This window comes from Campylobacter lanienae NCTC 13004 (genome assembly GCF_002139935.1).
GTDB lineage: Bacteria > Campylobacterota > Campylobacteria > Campylobacterales > Campylobacteraceae > Campylobacter > Campylobacter lanienae.
The window spans coordinates 1,168,844-1,187,015 of the sequence record NZ_CP015578.1; the positions used below are offsets into that span (position 1 = coordinate 1,168,844).

Sequence of the window (18,172 nt, forward strand, 5' to 3'; positions counted from 1 at the left end):
TTAGATTATACTATCCACCTCATCAAATTTTTTGGCTATTAATGCCTTAGCCTCATTGATCTCTAATCCATCCACACTAAAACTATCACTAATATAATAGGTTATCTTGCTAAAAGGCTTTGGTAAAATCATCTTATCCCAGCTATTAAATTCCCAAAATTTACTAGCCTTATAGCTCAAAATAACCATATTTACTCCAGTTTTTTGCGCTATTGTCACTGAGCCATCACTAATGCTATGTCTAGGACCCCTTGGGCCATCTGGCGTGATCGCTACATCGATGCCGTTATTTATGGATTTAATAGCTAATAAAAATGCCCTTAAAGCTCCTTTAGATGAGCTTCCACGGATAGAGCCGATACCAAAATGAGCGATAATATCAGTTATCATTTGACCATCTTTGTGATCTGATATTATCACATTTGCTTCTCGCCCATTCCAACATTTAGTAAATATAAAAGGCATAAAAGCAAGCTTTTCATGCCAAAAGAGAATCACAACAGGCTTATTTGGTAGGGTGTTAGTGATAAATTCTTTCTTACAGCTTAGATATATAAGCCTCATTAAAAAAACTAATAAATTTTCTATAATTTTATTAGCGAATTTGGACTTAAATAATCTGCCCATTTAATACCATTCTTCTTGGCTGGGTGATTTTGACATTAGCAAACTTACCCAAAAGCTCTTCACTCCCCTTAGCTTGGACTAAAAAGTTATTATCCGTTCGACCTGCTATCATCCCATCAGCCCTAAGCTCTTCGAAATATACCCTATATATTTCACCCATCTTAGTAGCTACAATCTCATCTAAAATTTCATTATGTCTATTTTGCAATCTAGTGAGTCTAGCACCGGCTATAGCATCATCAATCTGATTTGGCATAGTTGCCGCTGGAGTTAGCGGGCGGGCCGAGTATTTAAACGAAAAAACTTGCTCAAATCTAACTTTTTCTAAAACATCCATCGTATCTTCAAAATCAGCTTCACTCTCACCAGGAAATCCAACTATAATATCAGTAGATATACTCACGCTAGGACAGAGCGATCTAAGCTTATTAGCCCGATCCAAAAACCACTCTTTCGTATATCCACGCTTCATAGCCTTTAAAATCACGCTACTACCACTTTGTAATGGCATATGCATGGATTTACAAATTTTAGAATTAGTGCTAAATTCATGTAAAAATTTATCATCCATATGAAGTGGATGCGGACTAGTAAAGCGAATTCTCTCCACGCCATCAATCTGGCTAATCATATTTAAAAGATCACTAAAATCTATCTTTTGGCCATTAGAATTGCTAAATCTTTTGCCATAGTTATTGACATTTTGCCCTAGCAAAAATATCTCTTTAGCTCCATTATTAGTAGCTTTTTTAATCTCATTTAAAATTATATCTTTTGGAATGCTTAGCTCATCGCCCCTAGTGTGTGGGACTATACAATAGGTGCATTTCTTATCGCATCCTATCATGATATTTACATAGCTTTTATATGGACTAGTGCGAAACTCGCCAAAGGCATACTCGCTCTCATCGTGATTGATATCTACGCTCACAAATTTAGGTGTTTTGACTGCGGTTTTGATCTTTGATACATTTCTAGCACCAAGGACAAAATCCACATACGGCGCACGCTTAAATACATCAGAGCCAAGATGGCTAGCCGTACAGCCACAAACACCTATTTTCGCTCCTGGTTTTTTGACCTTTTCAAATCCGCCAACCTCGCTAAAAAGCTTATGAACAGGTCTTTCACGCACTGAGCAGGTATTAATAAGTATTAAATCAGCTTCATCAATTTTACTAGTAGTCTCATACTCATCATCAAGTTCAGCTATAATATGTTCGCTATCACGGACATTCATAGCACATCCCAAAGTCTCTATAAATAGCTTTTTTTTACTAAATTCAGCGCTCAAAGTATATGTACCTCATACATATAATCATTTTCATCTAAGCCGTATTTAACCGTGCGATGATATACACTCAAGCCCTTATTTTCAAAATACTCAACCAAAGCTATAAGCTGCTTATGTGAGTTATCACGATCAAAATAAAATATCTTTCCACCATCTTTTAACACTGCGCTCTCTATCTTTTCTAAGCTAATTGTTTTTGGTTTTGTATCTAATTCAGCTCTAGCTAATTTTAACTCCATATCTATCCTTTTTTGAGTGATTTTAACTTGCTAGTATAACAAATTTGCTATAAAATTTCGTTTAAATTATAAGCTAGAAATAATTTTAAAGATTATAAAAGCTAATATAAGATAGAATACCAGCCTTTCAAATTTTAAATCTCAATAATTTATTATTTTGACAGATTAATCACAAAAGGCAGTTTTATGGAGAAGATATTAGATATAATTGAGTCAATCGCTCATGAGAAAAATTTAAGCATTGATGATGTAAAAGCTCGAATTTTAAAGGCTTTTGAATCAGCTGCTAAGAAGCTTTATGGCAATCAATATGAGTATGAAGCATCGATAGATCCAAATAGCAAAAACATAACTCTATATCAAAAAATTTTAGTTGTAGATGAAGATGATGAGAGATTAGATAATGAGCATTTTATAAGTCTTGATAAGGCTAGAGAGCTTGATAAAACTCTTGAAATTGGTGATAGCTTAAACTATGAGATAAATATCGAAGACCTAGGCAGAAGCGCCGCTGGAGTGCTAAGCCGTGAGATAGAATATCACATCCAACGCCTTATAGAAGAGAAAATTTTTGAAAAATACAATGCCAAGGTTGGCTCACTAGTCTTTGGGGCAGTAACAAGAGTCGATAGCGATGAAAATACCTTTATAGAAATAGATGAGATTAGAGCTGTGATGAGTATGAAAAACCGCATTAAAGATGAGAAATTCAAAGTCGGCGATGTGGTAAAATGTGTTATAAAAAGTGTAAAATTAGATAAAAAAGATGGGATAAAAGTCGAGCTATCACGCACTTCGCCTAAATTTCTTGAAGCTCTATTAAAAGCTGAAGTCCCAGAGATCAAAGATGGTGGCGTAATCGTCCAAAATAGTGCTAGAATCCCAGGCAAAAAAGCCAAAATCGCCCTATACTCAACCACCCCAAATATCGATCCAGTCGGTGCTACAGTAGGTGTCAAGGGAGTTAGGATCAATGCTGTAAGCAATGAATTAAATGGCGAAAATATAGACGCTATCGAGTATAGCAATGAGCCATCAATATTTGTAGCAAGAGCCTTAGCCCCAGCTATCGTAAGCTCTGTAAAAATAGAAGGCGATAAGGCTATTGTATCTTTGGTACCAGAGCAAAAATCCAAAGCCATCGGCGTAAGCGGTATCAATATCAGATTAGCAAGTATGCTAACCAAATATGAGATCGAACTACAAGAGTTAAGCACCCAGCCAAATCAGATAAACAACGAAGAGGGGCTAAAAAATCTAAAAGCGCTATTTGGCGATCTGTGATTTACGCTAATTTATCTTAATTTTAACCCAAAAGCACAAGCCAAGCGAGATAAAATTCATAACTAAATTTTATAGATATTTGAATTTATTAAGCTTGGCCTAAATTCACTCCATTATCAATTAATTATAAAATTTAAAATATTTTTGAATAAATTTTGATTATAATCTCGCAAAGATTTTAAAATCAGATAAAGGATAAAAATGATAAAAGAAGATAGCTTAATAAGCGACATTAAAGAGCATTTTAACACTCTTTTAAATGCTAGAAGCTTAGCAATTAGCAATGATGAGAGAATTTTGGAGTTTTTGCTAGTAAAATCAAGCTTTAAAAATGAGTATAAAGAGAGATTTTTTCAGGCACAATATGGGGCTTTAATCTTTAAAAAAGATGAGTTTTTAAATTTTTTAGATTTAAGATTGCTTAGTCATAGCTACACAAGTTTTTCAAACAAAATTGGCCTTGGAGTTAGCGAGAAAAAATTTCTTAAAAATAGCCAAAATGTGGTACTAAATTTCCCTTTTAAAGATTGTGTTTTAAAAGGCTCACAAAGCAAAGATGATGATAAAAATACAGAATTATTTTTTAATAATATCTTAGCTAAAAGTGAAATTGATCTGCTTTTTGCCCCAAAAGTGCTAAATAAATTTGAGCTAATTGGGGGGGGGATTTAGAAACTACTCTTAAAAATAGACCAAATTTATTAATCAAAGGCAATAATCTAATCGCCCTACACTCTTTAAAAGAGTATTTTCGCCACCAAAGCGAACAAAACAAAGTCAAACTAATCTACATAGACCCACCTTATAACACCGGTAGTGATAGCTTTAATTATAATGATAGATTTAATCACAGCACTTATCTAACCTTTATGAAAAATCGCCTAGAAATCGCAAGAGAGCTTTTAAGAGATGATGGGGTTATATTTGTCCAATGCGATGATAACGAACAAGCGTATTTAAAAGTGCTTATGGATGAGATTTTTGGGAGAGAGAATTTTGTAAATTGTATTGCTGTTCAAGTAAAATCATCTGCTGGATTTAAAGTAGTTAATAAAGGCGTTATGGAAGTAATGGAGTATATTTTATTTTACGCTAAAAATAAATCTATGTTTTCTGAAAATAAGGTTTTTAAAAATGTTCCCTATGATGATAATTACAATCTTTTTGTAGAAAATATAAATGATGAAATTTCAGAGTGGAAAATCGCAAAATTAACAGATAAATTTCCATTAAAAGACTTAAATAGTATATCTAAACAGCTCAATATTAAACCAAAAGAATTGCAAAATTTAATTTTTTCAAAATTTGCACTTGAACATTTAAATCAAGTGTTTAGATACACAGCTATCAACGATGATGCTGGACAAGAAACTATTGATGCAAGAAATAAATCTATACTTGATAATAAAATTTATATTGTAGAAACATCAAAAGGAAAAAGATATATACATAAAGGAAATCAAATCTTTTTTTATTCTTCAAAAGTCAAAAATATAAATAATCAAATGGTTCCAGCTGAACAAATTTCTAATATATGGACTGATATTAGATGGGAAGGTATCGCAAGAGAGGGGCAGATAACATTAAAAAAAGGCAAAAAACCCGAAGCCTTAATAAAAAGAATTATAGAAATCTCTACAAACGAAAACGATCTTGTCCTAGACTTCTTTGCTGGCTCTGGCACGACTTTAGCAGTGGCACATAAGATGAAAAGGCGCTATATAGGTATCGAGCAGATGGAGTATATAGAGAGTATCACCAAAGAGAGATTAAAAAAGGTAATTGAGGGCGAACAAGGTGGGATTAGCAAAGCTGTAAGCTGGAGTGGCGGTGGAAATTTAATTTACTGCGAATTAGCTAGTTTAAATGCTAAATTTATAGAAAAAATAGAAAATTCAAGCGATGAAAATGAGCTAAATCAAATTTATGAAAATTTACAAAAATTAGCTTTTATAGATTATAGAGTGGATATACAAAATGATTTAAAAGATGATGAATTTTCAAATTTAGATTTTATAAATAAAAAGAGAATTCTCAAAAAATGCTTAGATAGAAATATGGATTATATCCCTTATGCTGATATGAATGATAGTGAGTATAAGATAGATGAGAGAGCTAAAAAGCTAAATAAAATATTTTATGGAGAAAATGATGGGTAAATTATATGAAGAGATAATCGCCGAATATGGCAAAATGCCCTTAAGAGATATGGAAATCCCAAATCATATAAGAGATAATATCAGTAAAGAGCTAAGAGAGTATCAAATAGATGCTATAAAATACTACCTAGCAAACAAACAAACGCTAAATAAAAATCATCTAATGTTTAATATGGCTACAGGCAGCGGCAAAACGCTTGTAATGGCGGCTTTAATGCTTGATTGCTATAAAAATGGATATAGAAATTTTGTCTTTTTTGTCAATAGCACGGCGATTTTAGAAAAGACAAAAGCGAATTTTTGTGATATTTTCTCATCAAAATATCTATTTGCTAATGAGATAAATATAGATGGCAAAAGAGTAGAGATAAGGGCGATTAGCAACTTTGGTGAGAGTGATGAAAATGCTATAAATATCTATTTTAGCACTATTCAAGGACTTTTTAGCCTTTTTAAAGATGAGAAGGAAAACTCTTTAACTCTTAAAGATTTACAAAATTATGAGATTGTATTTTTAGCTGATGAGGCTCACCACTTAAATAGTGAAACCAAAAATAAGCTAAATTCAAGCGAACAAGATAACAAAGATGGCTGGGAGAGCATAATAAACAAAGCTTTTAATAGCCACGCAAATAACCTAATGCTAGAATTTAGCGCTACGATACCAAATGATAGAAAAGTCTTAGCAAAATATGAAGATAAGATTGTTTATGAGTATGCTTTAAGGGAGTTTTGCCTAGATGGATACTCAAAGAGAATTTTTCTAGTCAAATATGATAATACCGAGCTAAAAGCAAGGCTTTTGGGGGCTTGCTTGCTTAGTGCTTATAGGGAGCTTTTGGCAAGGGAAAATAATATAGAGCTAAAGCCAATAGTGCTATTTAAAAGCGAAAGTATAAATCTCTCAAAAGAGAATCAAAAGCTATTTAATGAGACACTTCAAGAGTTAAATAGTGATGATATAAGCGAATTTTATAATAATGTGGGTAAAGATGATGAGCTGTTTAAATATAGCTTGGAGTTTTTTAAAAATAAATTTGGAAAAAGCTATACAAATATCTTAGAAAATCATATAAAAGAGTCATTTAAAGAGATTTATCAAATAAACGCAAATGATGAAAAGGAGATAAAAGATTATCAAATCAAGCTAAACACTCTTGAAGATAAAGATAACACTATAAGAGCGATTTTTGCTGTAGATAAGCTAAATGAGGGCTGGGATGTGCTAAATCTCTTTGATATAGTGCGTTTAGGCTCAGCCGTAGTCAAAAATAGCTCAAAAACAACCACTAAAGAAGCCCAGCTAATAGGTCGTGGGGCTAGATACTATCCCTTTGGAAAAGGCGAAGAGAGATATAAACGAAAATATGATGATAAGCAATTTAGCGAGCTTACAATGCTAGAACGCCTTAGCTATCACGCTTTAAATGATGTAGAGTATATCCAAAAGATAAGAAATGAGCTAAAAGAACAAGGCCTAATGGACAAAGACAAGGGCATTACAGAGCTAAAACCTAGCCAAAAAGCCAAAGAAATCACAGATAAAAATGAAATTTTTTATGTGAGTAATGAGAAAATATTTTTAGATAAAATCTCTCTTTTTAACAAAGAGAATTTCGAAACAGTCCTAGAGTCCATCAAAATACCATATATAGGGCATAAAATTAGCAATAACGAAGAGAAATTTGATCTTGTTGAAGAGATAAACACAAGCTCTCAAAAATACTTTAAAATAGGTGATAAAATCGAATACAAAATCTTTGCTAAGGCTATGAATATCTTACAAATAGATATAAATAAGCTAAAAATCTATGATGAGAGCTTAAAAAGCAAAGTTGAATTTTACAGCGATATCATCGCACCGCTAAATTTGGTATTTAATAAAAATCAAGATTTTACAGACCCAAAAATACGGCTAGAAATTGCCAAATATATCCTTAATTGCTACAAAGATGAACTAAATACAGAGAGCAAAAACTTTGAAATAACTGAATTTAAAGCTCAAAAATTAGCTAGTATCGGCAGTAGAAAAATAGTCAAAAATGTGGAGTATAATGAAAATAATGAGCCAATTTTTAAAAATATAGAAAATAGCCCCTATGAGTGGCTTTACTATGATAAATTCTCTACTGATAGCAATCTGGAAAGAGAGTTTTTAGACTTTATAGAAGCCAATAAAGAGAGAATTGATAGAAATTTCAGCGAGTGGATAATTATGCGAAATGAGGGCTTTGAGGAGTTTAAAATTTATGATAATAGAGTGAGTGAGCCTACTTATGGCGAGGGTTTTGAGCCTGATTTTATATTTTTTGGTAAGCCAAAAGAGCATACAAGCACAGACCATCTATCAACGCAAATAATAATAGAAAGCAAAGGCGATGTGTATTATCAAAAAGATAAATGGAAAGAAGATTTTATCTTAAATGAGGGTATTTTAAACAAAAAAGTATTTAAAGCTACAAAAGATTTTGATGGGCAAATAGGGCTTAAAGTCTATGCTTTGCCATTTTTCCTTGATGAGAATAAAGATAAGGATAAAAATAAAGAATTCAAAAGGCAATTTGATGAATTTTTTAAAATTTAAACTTTGGGATAATTAACCAATTTAGAGCAATAGCAAAACAACCTTAAATGGTTATTTTGTGGCCAAAATTTGGAATATTAACAATGGGTACCCCTATAAAATCCGTGGCGTAAGCCACCCATTGAAAGGCTTTTACAAAATTTTCGCAATAGCAAAACAACCTTAAATGGTTGTTTTGTGGCGAAAATTTGGAATGTTAAGGGGGAAGGGGTAGCGGCTGCCAAAAAGCACCTTTGATTTTTACCTACTTTTAACGGCGCAGCGAAGCCACGCCTAAAGTAGAAAACTATTTTAACTCCGCACGGCAACAAGTCGCCGTTTGCGGCAAGCCCCATCGGCTTGACCCCGCACTAAAGCCCCCACTTCGTGGGGTTCCCCTATAAAAATCCGTGGTGTAAGCCACCCATTGAAAGGCTTTTCCAGGGGGTTGGGGGTTGTTAAGGGGGAAGGGGTAGCGTCTGCCAAAAAGCGCTCCCCTTCCCCCTTAAAAAAGAAATAAATTCAAAACAACAAATATCTAATAATTAAAAATAAATTTCTTTAAAATTTCAAACTTCTTAAAAAGAAAATAAAAATTTAAATCCACAAAAAATAAAAATAAATTTAATACTCACTCCATTCCAAGCTCTAAGGCTAGGAATTTTCCGGTGTATGAGCCACTTTTTTTATATCCTTTGGCTAATTCTACTGGACTGCCTTTGGCGATCACCTTACCGCCACCTGCACCACCTTCTGGCCCCATATCAACGATATAATCACAATTTTTAATCACATCTAAATTATGTTCTATCACCACAACTGAATTTCCTAATTCAACAAGATGATGAAGCACACTAGTAAGCCTATCTACATCCTTAAAATGCAGCCCCGTAGTAGGCTCATCTAAGATATAAAGAGTAGAGCCGGTGTCTGTGCGACTAAGCTCTTTGGCTAGTTTAATGCGTTGAGCCTCACCGCCACTTAGCGTAGTAGCTGGCTGTCCTAGTGTGAGATATCCTAGGCCAACAGAGCAAATGGTTTTTAGTTTAGAGTGGATTTTAGGCACCTTAGAAAAAAACTCCAAAGCCTCATCAGCACTCATCTCCAAAACTTCTGATATATTCTTGCCTTTGTATTTGATCTCTAAAGTTTGAGCATTATATCTACTTCCCTTACACGCATCACAAATCACGCTAATATCGGGCAAAAAGTGCATCTCAACCTTTATCTCGCCCTCTCCACTACACTTTTCGCATCTACCGCCTTTGACATTGAAGCTAAATCGGCCGATTTTATACCCTCTGATTTGTGCCTCTTTTGTCGCAGCAAATAGCACTCTTATCTCATCCATCACGCCTGTGTATGTAGCGGGATTTGAGCGTGGAGTTCTACCTATTGGGCTTTGGTCTAGATAGATGACCTTATCTAATTGCTCTAAGCCCTCTATCTTGGCCCCTTTTAAAATTTGAAATTTTCTAGCTCTATTTAATGCTATTTCAGCTGCTGGAAGTAGAGCTTTAAGCACTAATGAGCTTTTACCGCTACCACTCACACCAGTAACGCCTACAAGATTACTAAGTGGGAATTTGACACTTAAATTTGAGATATTATTTATAGTTATACCACTCAAATTTAACCATTTTTTTTGTTTTCGGCCTTTATAGTAGTTTATCTCTTTTTGACCATTTAGGTATTGTGCGGTTTGGGTTTGTGAGCTTAATAGCTCTTTATATGTACCTTGAAATACCACTTCTCCGCCATAAACTCCAGCCCCAGGGCCGATATCTACTATATAATCAGCTGCTTCAATAGTCTTTTTATCATGCTCTACGACAATTACGCTATTACCCTTTTCTTGTAGATTTCTTAAGGTTTTAATAAGCTTTAGAGTATCTCTCTCATGAAGTCCGATACTAGGCTCATCTAGCACATACATAACCCCGCTTAATCCACTGCCTATTTGACTAGCGATTCTTATTCGTTGAGCCTCACCGCCACTGATAGTTCTAGCATCCCTACCAAGGCTAATATAGCCAAGCCCAACATCATATAAGAAAAATAATCTCTCATTTATCTCTTTTAAAATCGGTGTAGCGATCAAACTCTCTTGAGCGCTTAAATGAGCGAAATTATCACTATTGCTAAAAAATTTAGTAGCATTTTCTATGCTCATATTTATGATTTCGCCTATTGATTTAGAGGCTACTTTGACAGCTAGGCTATCAGCACACAATCTATCACCACCGCAACTTTCGCATACTTTTTCAGTCATATACTCGCTAAAATCTTTATCATCTTTTAAAATTTCATAAGCAACTTTCAAAACCCCTTCAAAATGCTTATTAATCCTATGTCGTTTCCATAAAAATTCGATATTTTTTACATTTCCATAAAGTATAAGTCTCTTAGAATCATCATCAAGCTTGGAGTATGGAGTTTTGATATCAATGCCATTTTGTTCGCAAAATGCTATTAAAAATTTATAATAATAGCTCTTATTAAATCCATACATAACCTTTATCGCACCATCTTCAATGCTTAAATTATCATCAATTATCTTATTTAAATCCAAGCTAAATCGAATTCCTAGCCCATCACAGCTAGGACAAGCACCCTTAGGTGAGTTAAAGCTAAAACTAAGTGGTTCAAGAGCATTAAAGCTAATTTTACAATCAAAACAAGCATTATGCTCGCTAAAATGTATATGAGAGTTATCTAAGCCAAGCTCATCAGCGTTAGCTATCTCAATCTCAAGCTCACCAAAACTCTCATAAAGCCCCTTTTGGACATCATCTGCTATCCTAGAAGCGTTATCGCTATTTACTACAACCCTATCAATTACGGCTTTTATAGTGTGCTTTTTGGTCTTTGATAGCTCTATATCTTCATCCAATCTCACCATCACGCCATCTATCATAGCCCTTATAAAGCCCTTATTTTTTAAGCTCTCTAAAGTATCAGCAAAGCTACCTTTTTTCTCTCTTACAATTGGGGATAAAATCGTGATTTTAGAGCTTTGCGGGAGTTTGAGAATTTGATCTATTATATCATTTGCGCTCATTTTAGATACTCTTTTAGAGCATTTTGGGCAGTGCTGGATACCGATCCTAGCGTATAATAATCTTAAATAATCATAAATTTCAGTTATCGTCCCGACTGTGGAGCGTGGATTTTTGCTAGTGCTTTTTTGGTCAATTGCAATAGCTGGCGTGAGCCCATCTATATGATCTACATCGGGCTTTCCTACCTTATCAAGAAACTGCCTAGCGTAGCTTGAGAGTGATTCTATATATCTTCTTTGTCCCTCAGCGTATAAGGTATCAAAAGCCAAAGTACTCTTGCCACTACCGCTAAGACCTGTAAATACAACTAATCTATTTTTTGGGATATCTAGGTTAATATTTTTTAGATTATGCTCTTTAGCGCCTCTAATTTTGATAATGTCATTCATTTGTAATCCATAATTTAAATAAAATTAGGATTATATCTAAATTTTAATAATACGATAACTAACTAAGCATAAAATCCAAATTTCACCCTACTTTCTATCCTAAGAGTAGATGGCCAAAGCGCATAAAACCTAACACCCTTATACTCTAACTCCACCTTATAAAACATCCCCATAAAGCTCTTATCTATCACACTAGCCTCAAACTCTCCACCCATATAAATTTCGCTATAAGCAAAGATATTATTGCGACTTTTGATCCACTCAAAAAACTTATCACCATCTAAAAGATCTTGCTCTATATAGTTTAATCCGCCTAGCATCTTGGCTGATTTTGGATTTTTCACACTATAAAATAGCTCCTTAGCCGCCCCAATATCCAATATCTCACCCCTATCAAATAGAGCGATTTTATCACTTAGATAGTAAGCATCATCAATATCATGAGTAACCAAAATCGCCGATAGATTTTCATCTTGGATCATCTGTTTTAACTCCGCTCTTAAGCTCTCTTTTAACCCCTGATCTAAATTCGAAAATGGCTCATCTAAAAGCAAGAGCTTTGCACCAGCCGCAATAGCCCTAGCAAAGGCCACCCTTTGAGCTTGTCCGCCTGAAATTTGATCTGGCTTTTTATCTCTTAAAGCCTCTATACCAAATTTAGCCAAAAGCTCATTAACCCTATTTTTAATCTCATTTTTATTAAATTTATTTAAGCCAAAAGCGATATTATCATATACGCTAAGATGTGGAAAAAGAGCGTAATTTTGAAACATAAATCCAATATTCAAATCACAGCTAAACTCATCATATTGGCCATTCTCCAAACCAGCTATACAACGCAAAAGCGTGCTTTTACCACTACCGCTGCCACCTAAAATAGATAAAATTTCATTATCATTAAGAGTTAAATTTATACCCTTTAAAACCTCATTTTGACCAAATTTTTTACGCAAATTCTTAATTTTTAGCACTTTTTGCCCTTATAAATATCTTGGTAAAAATCAATATAAATAGCGATAATACCACTATCATAAAAGATGGCAAGGCACTATCATAAATTCTCTCATCACTCGCATACCAAAATGCCTTAACACTCAAAGTCTCAAAGCTAAATGGTGATAGCATTCTAGTAAGTGGCAACTCCTTTATAGTATCTATAAAAACAACCAAAAATGAGAGCAAGAAAAACTGCTTCAAAAGTGGCATATATAGCTTAATCATCAAGATAAAATAGCTCGGTCTTAGCATATATCCAGCCTCATCAAGTGAGTCGTGAATTTTCGCAAATCCACCATCAATTGAGTAGATAGCAGTAGCCAAAAATCTCACCACATAAGCAAATATCAAAACTCCAAACGATACCCCCAAAATCCCAACACCAAAGAATTTACCCACAAAGGCCGCTGCTATCATTAAGCTCACACCGATAGCCGCTCCAGGGATAGCATATCCAACTGAGCTAGCTTTAAGCAGCCAAAAGCCGAATTTACCACCCTTGCTAACTCTAGCTACAAAGCACAATATAAAAGCCAAAATAGTAGTAATAACCCCAGTAATACCAGCTAGGATAAGAGAATTTAAACTAAGCATATAAAAATCAATCTCAAATAACTTATAATCTCTAAGCCCCCAATATCCAAGCCACAAAAATGGCAATATAAATCCGATAAATAATATTATCAAGCAATAAACCATCGCTATGATGGATTTAAATCTATTTAAATTTCGTTTAGTAATAAAGTCGCTTATATCTTGATTGAAGCTAAATTTGCTCTTTTGACGCTGCTTATACTCTATATACATAAGTATAAAGACAAAAATCATCAAAATCGCAGATAAAGCACTAGATGAGTAGGCATCTCCAAGGTCATACCAAGTCTTAAAAATCCCCGCACTAAATGTATCCACACCTAGATACGCACTAGCTCCATAATCGCTTAAAACCTCCATCAAAACCAGCATAAGCCCAGCCAAAATACTTGGCATTGCTAATTTGATACTTACCTTATAAAATATGCTAAATTCGCTATATCCGTTGATTTTGCCAACTTCATAAATCGCTTTTGACTCGCTTTTAAAAGCTGATTTAGCTAGCAAATATACATAAGGATATAGCGACATACTAAGCACAAAAATCACACCATAAATATTAAAAATATCAATCCTAAATCCAAAAATGCTTTGAAATTCCCCACCATAATCCATAATCCCCACATAGACAAAAGCCAATATATAAGCAGGAATAGCAAGTGGCAATATAAGTAAATTTTCTAAAATTTTAGATAGATAGAAGTTATAATTGCTTATCAAATAAGCCGTGCTAACACCCAAAATAGCACAAATCACAAGCACGAAAAAGGCTACTATAAATGTATCTTTGACAAATCTCAAAAATAAAAAATCAAAAAAATGATTTAAATTCCTAGATATCTCATCAAGCCTTGTAGCATCGCTACTAGCAAGGGCTTGATATAGATAGATGCCAAATTCAATAAAAATACTAATAACAGGAATAATCACCAAAAAAGCTAATAAAATTCCTAAGAATTTTATAGCTTTTGTGCGTTTTCTCATCTAAATCCTACTTCATCATATATAAGCACAGCATCTTTGACATTATCAGCGATCTTTGATACATCGATGCTATCTTCTTTAAATTTGCCAAATTCCTTCACAATATCCGAAGGCTCCACATCCGAGCGAACTGGAAATTCGTAATTTATATTTGTTAGCATAGCTTGAATATCTTTACTAAGCATAAATTCCATAAATTTCTTAGCCGCATCTTGGTTTTTGCTAGAAGCTGTCATGGCTATACCGCTTACATTTATATGTGTTCCACGGCCATCTTGATTTGGAAAAATTATACCAATAGAGTTGCCAACTTCTCTATCCTTTGGATTTTTAGAAGTTTTCAAAAGCCCTATATAATATGTATTCACAACCGCAAATGGCGCCACTCCTGCTATCATCTGTCTAGCCTGATCTCTATCACCGCCTTTTGGTGCTATAGCTAGATTATCTAGCACACCTTTGGCCCATTTTTTGCCTTCATCTTTGCCATCATTTGCGATAATTGATGCTAAAAGTGTCTTAGAGTATGGCGCAGTCGCACTTCTCATGAGTACCTTGCCTTTTAGCTCTGGCTTAGCTAAATCTTCATAAGTTTTAACTAAATTCAGATCCACATTGGCATTTTTGTTATAAGCGATGATTCTAGCTCTTTTAGTGATAGAAAACCACATATCATCTTTATCTCTTAAATTTGATGGAATTATATCTTTTAAAACCTTAGAATCTACAGGGGCTAAAATATTTGCGTTTTTAGCTTCGCTTAAATTTGACACATCAGCAGTGATAAATATATCAGCTGGCGAGTCTTTGCCCTCTAATTGAAGTCTTTTTATAAGCTCTGGCGCTTGTGCTGTTGTGTGATTTATCTTAATTCCTGTTTGAGCCTCAAATTTTTTATATATCTCAAAATCCGCATCATAATGCCTAGCTGAATATACATTAAGCTCCGCACCTATCAAGGCTGACGCACTAAGTAACGCAGTGATGATAACCTTTCTCATATTTTCTCCCACATTTTTTAAATTCGATTGCAAAATGATAGCGACATAAAGTAAATAATCAATAAATGATAATGGTTATTAATTTCTATAAATGTATAGAATTTGGATTATTCTTAGATAAAACTTAATTATTAAAATTTAAAAAAATTTATAATAATGTGTTACATATTTACACATTTTTATAAAAAATTTAATTAAATTAATATAAATATTTTTAAATTCAATAAATTATTGTTATAATGTAATTTTAAATAATTTCATAATAAAGGTTAAAGATGTCCAATCCAAACATCCCTATTGACAAGCAGACAAATGCTATTCAATTCATCGGCTTAATCGGTGGTGTTATAGCTGCTATGCTTGTTTATTACATTATGCCTAGCAATGCTGGCGAGATAGCTTTAGCAGCTGCAAATGGCAAAACACTCAATGTAAATGCTCTTCCTATAGTTGCCGCTGTGGCTGTTTTAATGGGTATATGGTGGATGACTGAGGCTATCGCACTTCCTGCTACGGCTTTGCTTCCTATGGTTTTGTTCCCTATTTTGGGCGTAGATACATTTAAAAACGCCGCCGCTCCATACGCAAGTGATACTATATATCTATTCATGGGTGGTTTCATCTTAGCCCTTGCTATGCAAAAATGGAATCTCCATACTCGTATAGCTCTTGGAATTGTCTTGTTAGTAGGGACTAGCCCTAGAAGACTTGTAGCTGGATTTATGATAGCTACTGGCTTTATGTCTATGTGGGTTAGCAATACCGCAACTGCTGTTATGATGCTCCCTGTTGGTCTATCTGTGCTTCATCTAGTTAGCAAACTAACAGGCAAAGATAATGAGCTAAAACAAGTCGATGCAAATCATATGGATGAAGTTGCTCGTCAAGGTACTCAAGGCGGATTTGCAAGTGCTGTTATCCATAAAGGAAAAGATGTAGTAAGCGAAATCAAAGACAAAACCGCAGCCTATACTTCAAATTTCGGTATTGCTTTAATGCTTGGTATAGCTTATGCCGCTTCTGTCGGCTCTCTTGGCACTATTATCGGCACTCCGCCAAATGCGCTTTTAGTAGCTCATATGAAAAATGAATTTGGTATCGAAATTGGCTTTGGTGAGTGGATGTTGATGGGTGTTCCTCTATCTATTATTATGCTGATTGCTTGTTGGGCGCTTTTGGTTTATGTATTATTTAAACCTGAAATTAGTGAAATTCCAGGCGGCAAAGAGGTAATCCATCAAGAGTATAAAAAGCTAGGTACGATGAGTAGAGCTGAGTGGCTAGTAGGTGGGGTGTTTGTCTTGGCTGCGCTTTGTTGGATATTCCTTGGATTTATCTTTAAACACTATGGGATTAAAGTTGCTAGTTTGGATTCTGTTATTGCTATGAGTGTTGCTGTGTTGCTCTTTATAATTCCAGCAAATTCAAATCATGAGAGATTGATAGATTGGGATACAGCCAAAAAATTGCCGTGGGATATCTTAATATTATTTGGCGGTGGTCTAGCGCTTTCAGCTCAATTTAGCAAAACAGGCCTATCTCTATGGATAGGACATCAAGTTTCAGCTCTTGGTTTTATGCCAATTGTGCTTATTATATTGATTGTTACTGCTCTTGTAATATTCTTAACAGAGATTACATCAAATACAGCTACCGCAGCAGCGTTCTTGCCTGTTATAGCCGGTGTGGCGATCGGTCTAGGATACGAAGGACAAAATATAATGCTATTTACAGTTCCAGTCGCACTTGCTGCTACTTGTGCATTTATGCTACCAGTGGCCACTCCACCAAATGCTATTGCTTATGGCTCGGGATATGTGAGAATTAGTGATATGATTAAAGCGGGTTTGTGGCTAAATATCATAGCAATATTCTTAATCACTTTAACAATTATATTCCTTACAACTACGGTATTTGGACTAAATATATAAAACTTAGCTAGGCAAATCTGCCTAGCTATTTTAAATTAAATAATCTTTATTAACAAACTATAAAATTCAGTAAATATTTTTACAATTTTATACGAATAAAAATAAAAAATATGATATAATTAAAAATCATATAAATCATAGAAATATTATTAAAATTAATAAGAGTTGAGGTATGAAAATTTTATTTTATATTTTTTCGCTTGTTTTAATCGGCTATTGTAAATGCGAATTAATCCAAAAATCTAATACCGATATCAATAGCGCCTCTTTAAACTCTGCTCAAATCTCATATAGTGATAGCAAAAATCTATATACGCTAAATTTAGCAACTAATAAAATCACGACCAACATACAACTAAAAAGCGATAAAATAAATACAATTAAATTAAATAATGAAAATCTAATAGCTGGATTAGATAGCGGATATCTCATACAAATCAGCCCAAAAGGCGATAAAGAAATTTTGATAGATCCTATCAAAACTGGTATAATAGACTCCATCACATCTATAAATTTTATAAAAGATAAGATAATCCTTACTATCGGCTCTAATCATCTAATAATATATGATGAGATAAACAAAATCTACAAAATATCAAATTTAAATCTAAAATCCAAAATCACCACCACGCATATAATCAATGATAATCTATATATCTCTACTTTTGATAGAAATATCTATAACATAAATTTACACAACCTTACAATAGATAAAATTTCAACAACACCAAGTATCCCAACTGCTATTCATAGCGTAAATAATGAGATAATAATTGGCTTGATAAATGGCGAATTAATCTACAAAAATCAAATTTATAAAGTTTCAAATAACCAAATAAGCGCAATAAAAATTTATAAAAACAACATATATATCGCAGATTGGAGCTCAAATTTATATATTTATGATTTTAATTTAAATTTAAAAAATAGCATAAAGATTGGTAATGACGCAATTATGGATATGTTTATAAATACAAATAGCCAAATAATCTTATGGAATCGTGCTATTTATTCTTGTGGTATTGAGTAATTGATACAAATTTTATAAA

The 18,172-nt window shown here is 33.7% G+C and carries 13 protein-coding genes; 6 read left to right on the plus strand and 7 right to left on the minus strand.

Annotated features, from left to right (window positions below; all coding sequences use genetic code 11):
- From CLAN_RS05955 to CLAN_RS05965, 3 genes are read right to left on the minus strand one after another with little or no spacing between them, the layout of a single operon-like run.
- Window positions 1-564, minus strand: a complete 564-nt coding sequence (locus CLAN_RS05955; RefSeq protein ID WP_235606099.1) for a lysophospholipid acyltransferase family protein — start codon at window positions 562-564, stop codon at window positions 1-3.
- A gap of 46 nt (window positions 565-610) precedes the next feature.
- Complete coding sequence (gene miaB, locus CLAN_RS05960) at window positions 611-1,921, minus strand: tRNA (N6-isopentenyl adenosine(37)-C2)-methylthiotransferase MiaB (protein WP_096015783.1); 1,311 nt, start codon at window positions 1,919-1,921, stop codon at window positions 611-613.
- Complete coding sequence (locus tag CLAN_RS05965) at window positions 1,918-2,160, minus strand: HP0268 family nuclease (RefSeq protein ID WP_086240403.1); 243 nt, start codon at window positions 2,158-2,160, stop codon at window positions 1,918-1,920. Before CLAN_RS05965 ends, miaB begins: the two co-directional genes overlap by 4 nt.
- 186 nt (window positions 2,161-2,346) lie before the next feature.
- Here CLAN_RS05965 and nusA point away from each other — a divergent pair, with 186 nt between their 5' ends.
- The 4 genes from nusA to CLAN_RS05980 all read left to right on the plus strand — a co-directional run bounded on the left by nusA (window position 2,347) and on the right by CLAN_RS05980 (window position 8,187).
- Complete coding sequence (gene nusA / locus CLAN_RS05970) at window positions 2,347-3,444, plus strand: transcription termination factor NusA (protein WP_096030147.1); 1,098 nt, start codon at window positions 2,347-2,349, stop codon at window positions 3,442-3,444.
- A gap of 201 nt (window positions 3,445-3,645) precedes the next feature.
- Window positions 3,646-4,116 (plus strand): site-specific DNA-methyltransferase, encoded by a 471-nt coding sequence (locus CLAN_RS08500; protein WP_415270421.1) that lies wholly within the window; start codon window positions 3,646-3,648, stop codon window positions 4,114-4,116.
- Window positions 4,117-4,235: 119 nt separating this feature from the next.
- Window positions 4,236-5,603, plus strand: a complete 1,368-nt coding sequence (locus tag CLAN_RS05975) for a site-specific DNA-methyltransferase (RefSeq protein WP_415270431.1) — start codon at window positions 4,236-4,238, stop codon at window positions 5,601-5,603.
- On the plus strand, window positions 5,596-8,187 hold the full coding sequence (locus CLAN_RS05980; protein WP_232045870.1) for a DEAD/DEAH box helicase family protein: 2,592 nt from the start codon (window positions 5,596-5,598) through the stop codon (window positions 8,185-8,187). The genes CLAN_RS05975 and CLAN_RS05980 overlap by 8 nt, the downstream gene beginning before the upstream one ends.
- Before the next feature lie 610 nt (window positions 8,188-8,797).
- On the opposite strand, the gene uvrA is transcribed toward CLAN_RS05980, so the two are convergent.
- From uvrA to CLAN_RS06000, 4 genes are all read right to left on the minus strand, one after another.
- Complete coding sequence (uvrA, locus tag CLAN_RS05985; RefSeq protein WP_100590823.1) at window positions 8,798-11,617, minus strand: excinuclease ABC subunit UvrA; 2,820 nt, start codon at window positions 11,615-11,617, stop codon at window positions 8,798-8,800.
- 62 nt (window positions 11,618-11,679) lie between these two features.
- Window positions 11,680-12,588 carry an ABC transporter ATP-binding protein gene (locus tag CLAN_RS05990; RefSeq protein WP_100590824.1) on the minus strand — a complete coding sequence of 303 codons (909 nt, stop codon included), beginning with the start codon at window positions 12,586-12,588 and terminating at the stop codon, window positions 11,680-11,682.
- Window positions 12,575-14,191, minus strand: coding sequence for an ABC transporter permease (locus CLAN_RS05995; RefSeq protein ID WP_100590825.1), 1,617 nt, complete (start codon window positions 14,189-14,191; stop codon window positions 12,575-12,577). The genes CLAN_RS05990 and CLAN_RS05995 overlap by 14 nt, the downstream gene beginning before the upstream one ends.
- Window positions 14,188-15,192, minus strand: a complete 1,005-nt coding sequence (locus tag CLAN_RS06000; protein ID WP_096026560.1) for a Fe(3+) ABC transporter substrate-binding protein — start codon at window positions 15,190-15,192, stop codon at window positions 14,188-14,190. Before CLAN_RS06000 ends, CLAN_RS05995 begins: the two co-directional genes overlap by 4 nt.
- 275 nt (window positions 15,193-15,467) lie before the next feature.
- Here CLAN_RS06000 and CLAN_RS06005 point away from each other — a divergent pair, with 275 nt between their 5' ends.
- Window positions 15,468-17,123, plus strand: coding sequence for an SLC13 family permease (locus CLAN_RS06005; protein ID WP_100590826.1), 1,656 nt, complete (start codon window positions 15,468-15,470; stop codon window positions 17,121-17,123).
- 172 nt (window positions 17,124-17,295) lie between these two features.
- Window positions 17,296-18,153, plus strand: coding sequence for a hypothetical protein (locus CLAN_RS06010; protein WP_096014063.1), 858 nt, complete (start codon window positions 17,296-17,298; stop codon window positions 18,151-18,153).
- The last annotated feature ends 19 nt before the right edge of the window (window positions 18,154-18,172 follow it).

Coding starts and splice junctions, on each gene's coding strand:
- CLAN_RS05955 (WP_235606099.1), bottom strand. CDS start 564: ATGAGGCTTATATATCTAAGCTGTAAGAAAGAATTTATCACTAACACC.
- CLAN_RS05965 (WP_086240403.1), bottom strand. CDS start 2,160: ATGGAGTTAAAATTAGCTAGAGCTGAATTAGATACAAAACCAAAAACA.
- nusA (WP_096030147.1), top strand. CDS start 2,347: ATGGAGAAGATATTAGATATAATTGAGTCAATCGCTCATGAGAAAAAT.
- CLAN_RS08500 (WP_415270421.1), top strand. CDS start 3,646: ATGATAAAAGAAGATAGCTTAATAAGCGACATTAAAGAGCATTTTAAC.
- CLAN_RS05980 (WP_232045870.1), top strand. CDS start 5,596: ATGGGTAAATTATATGAAGAGATAATCGCCGAATATGGCAAAATGCCC.
- uvrA (WP_100590823.1), bottom strand. CDS start 11,617: ATGAATGACATTATCAAAATTAGAGGCGCTAAAGAGCATAATCTAAAA.
- CLAN_RS05995 (WP_100590825.1), bottom strand. CDS start 14,191: ATGAGAAAACGCACAAAAGCTATAAAATTCTTAGGAATTTTATTAGCT.
- CLAN_RS06000 (WP_096026560.1), bottom strand. CDS start 15,192: ATGAGAAAGGTTATCATCACTGCGTTACTTAGTGCGTCAGCCTTGATA.
- CLAN_RS06005 (WP_100590826.1), top strand. CDS start 15,468: ATGTCCAATCCAAACATCCCTATTGACAAGCAGACAAATGCTATTCAA.
- CLAN_RS06010 (WP_096014063.1), top strand. CDS start 17,296: ATGAAAATTTTATTTTATATTTTTTCGCTTGTTTTAATCGGCTATTGT.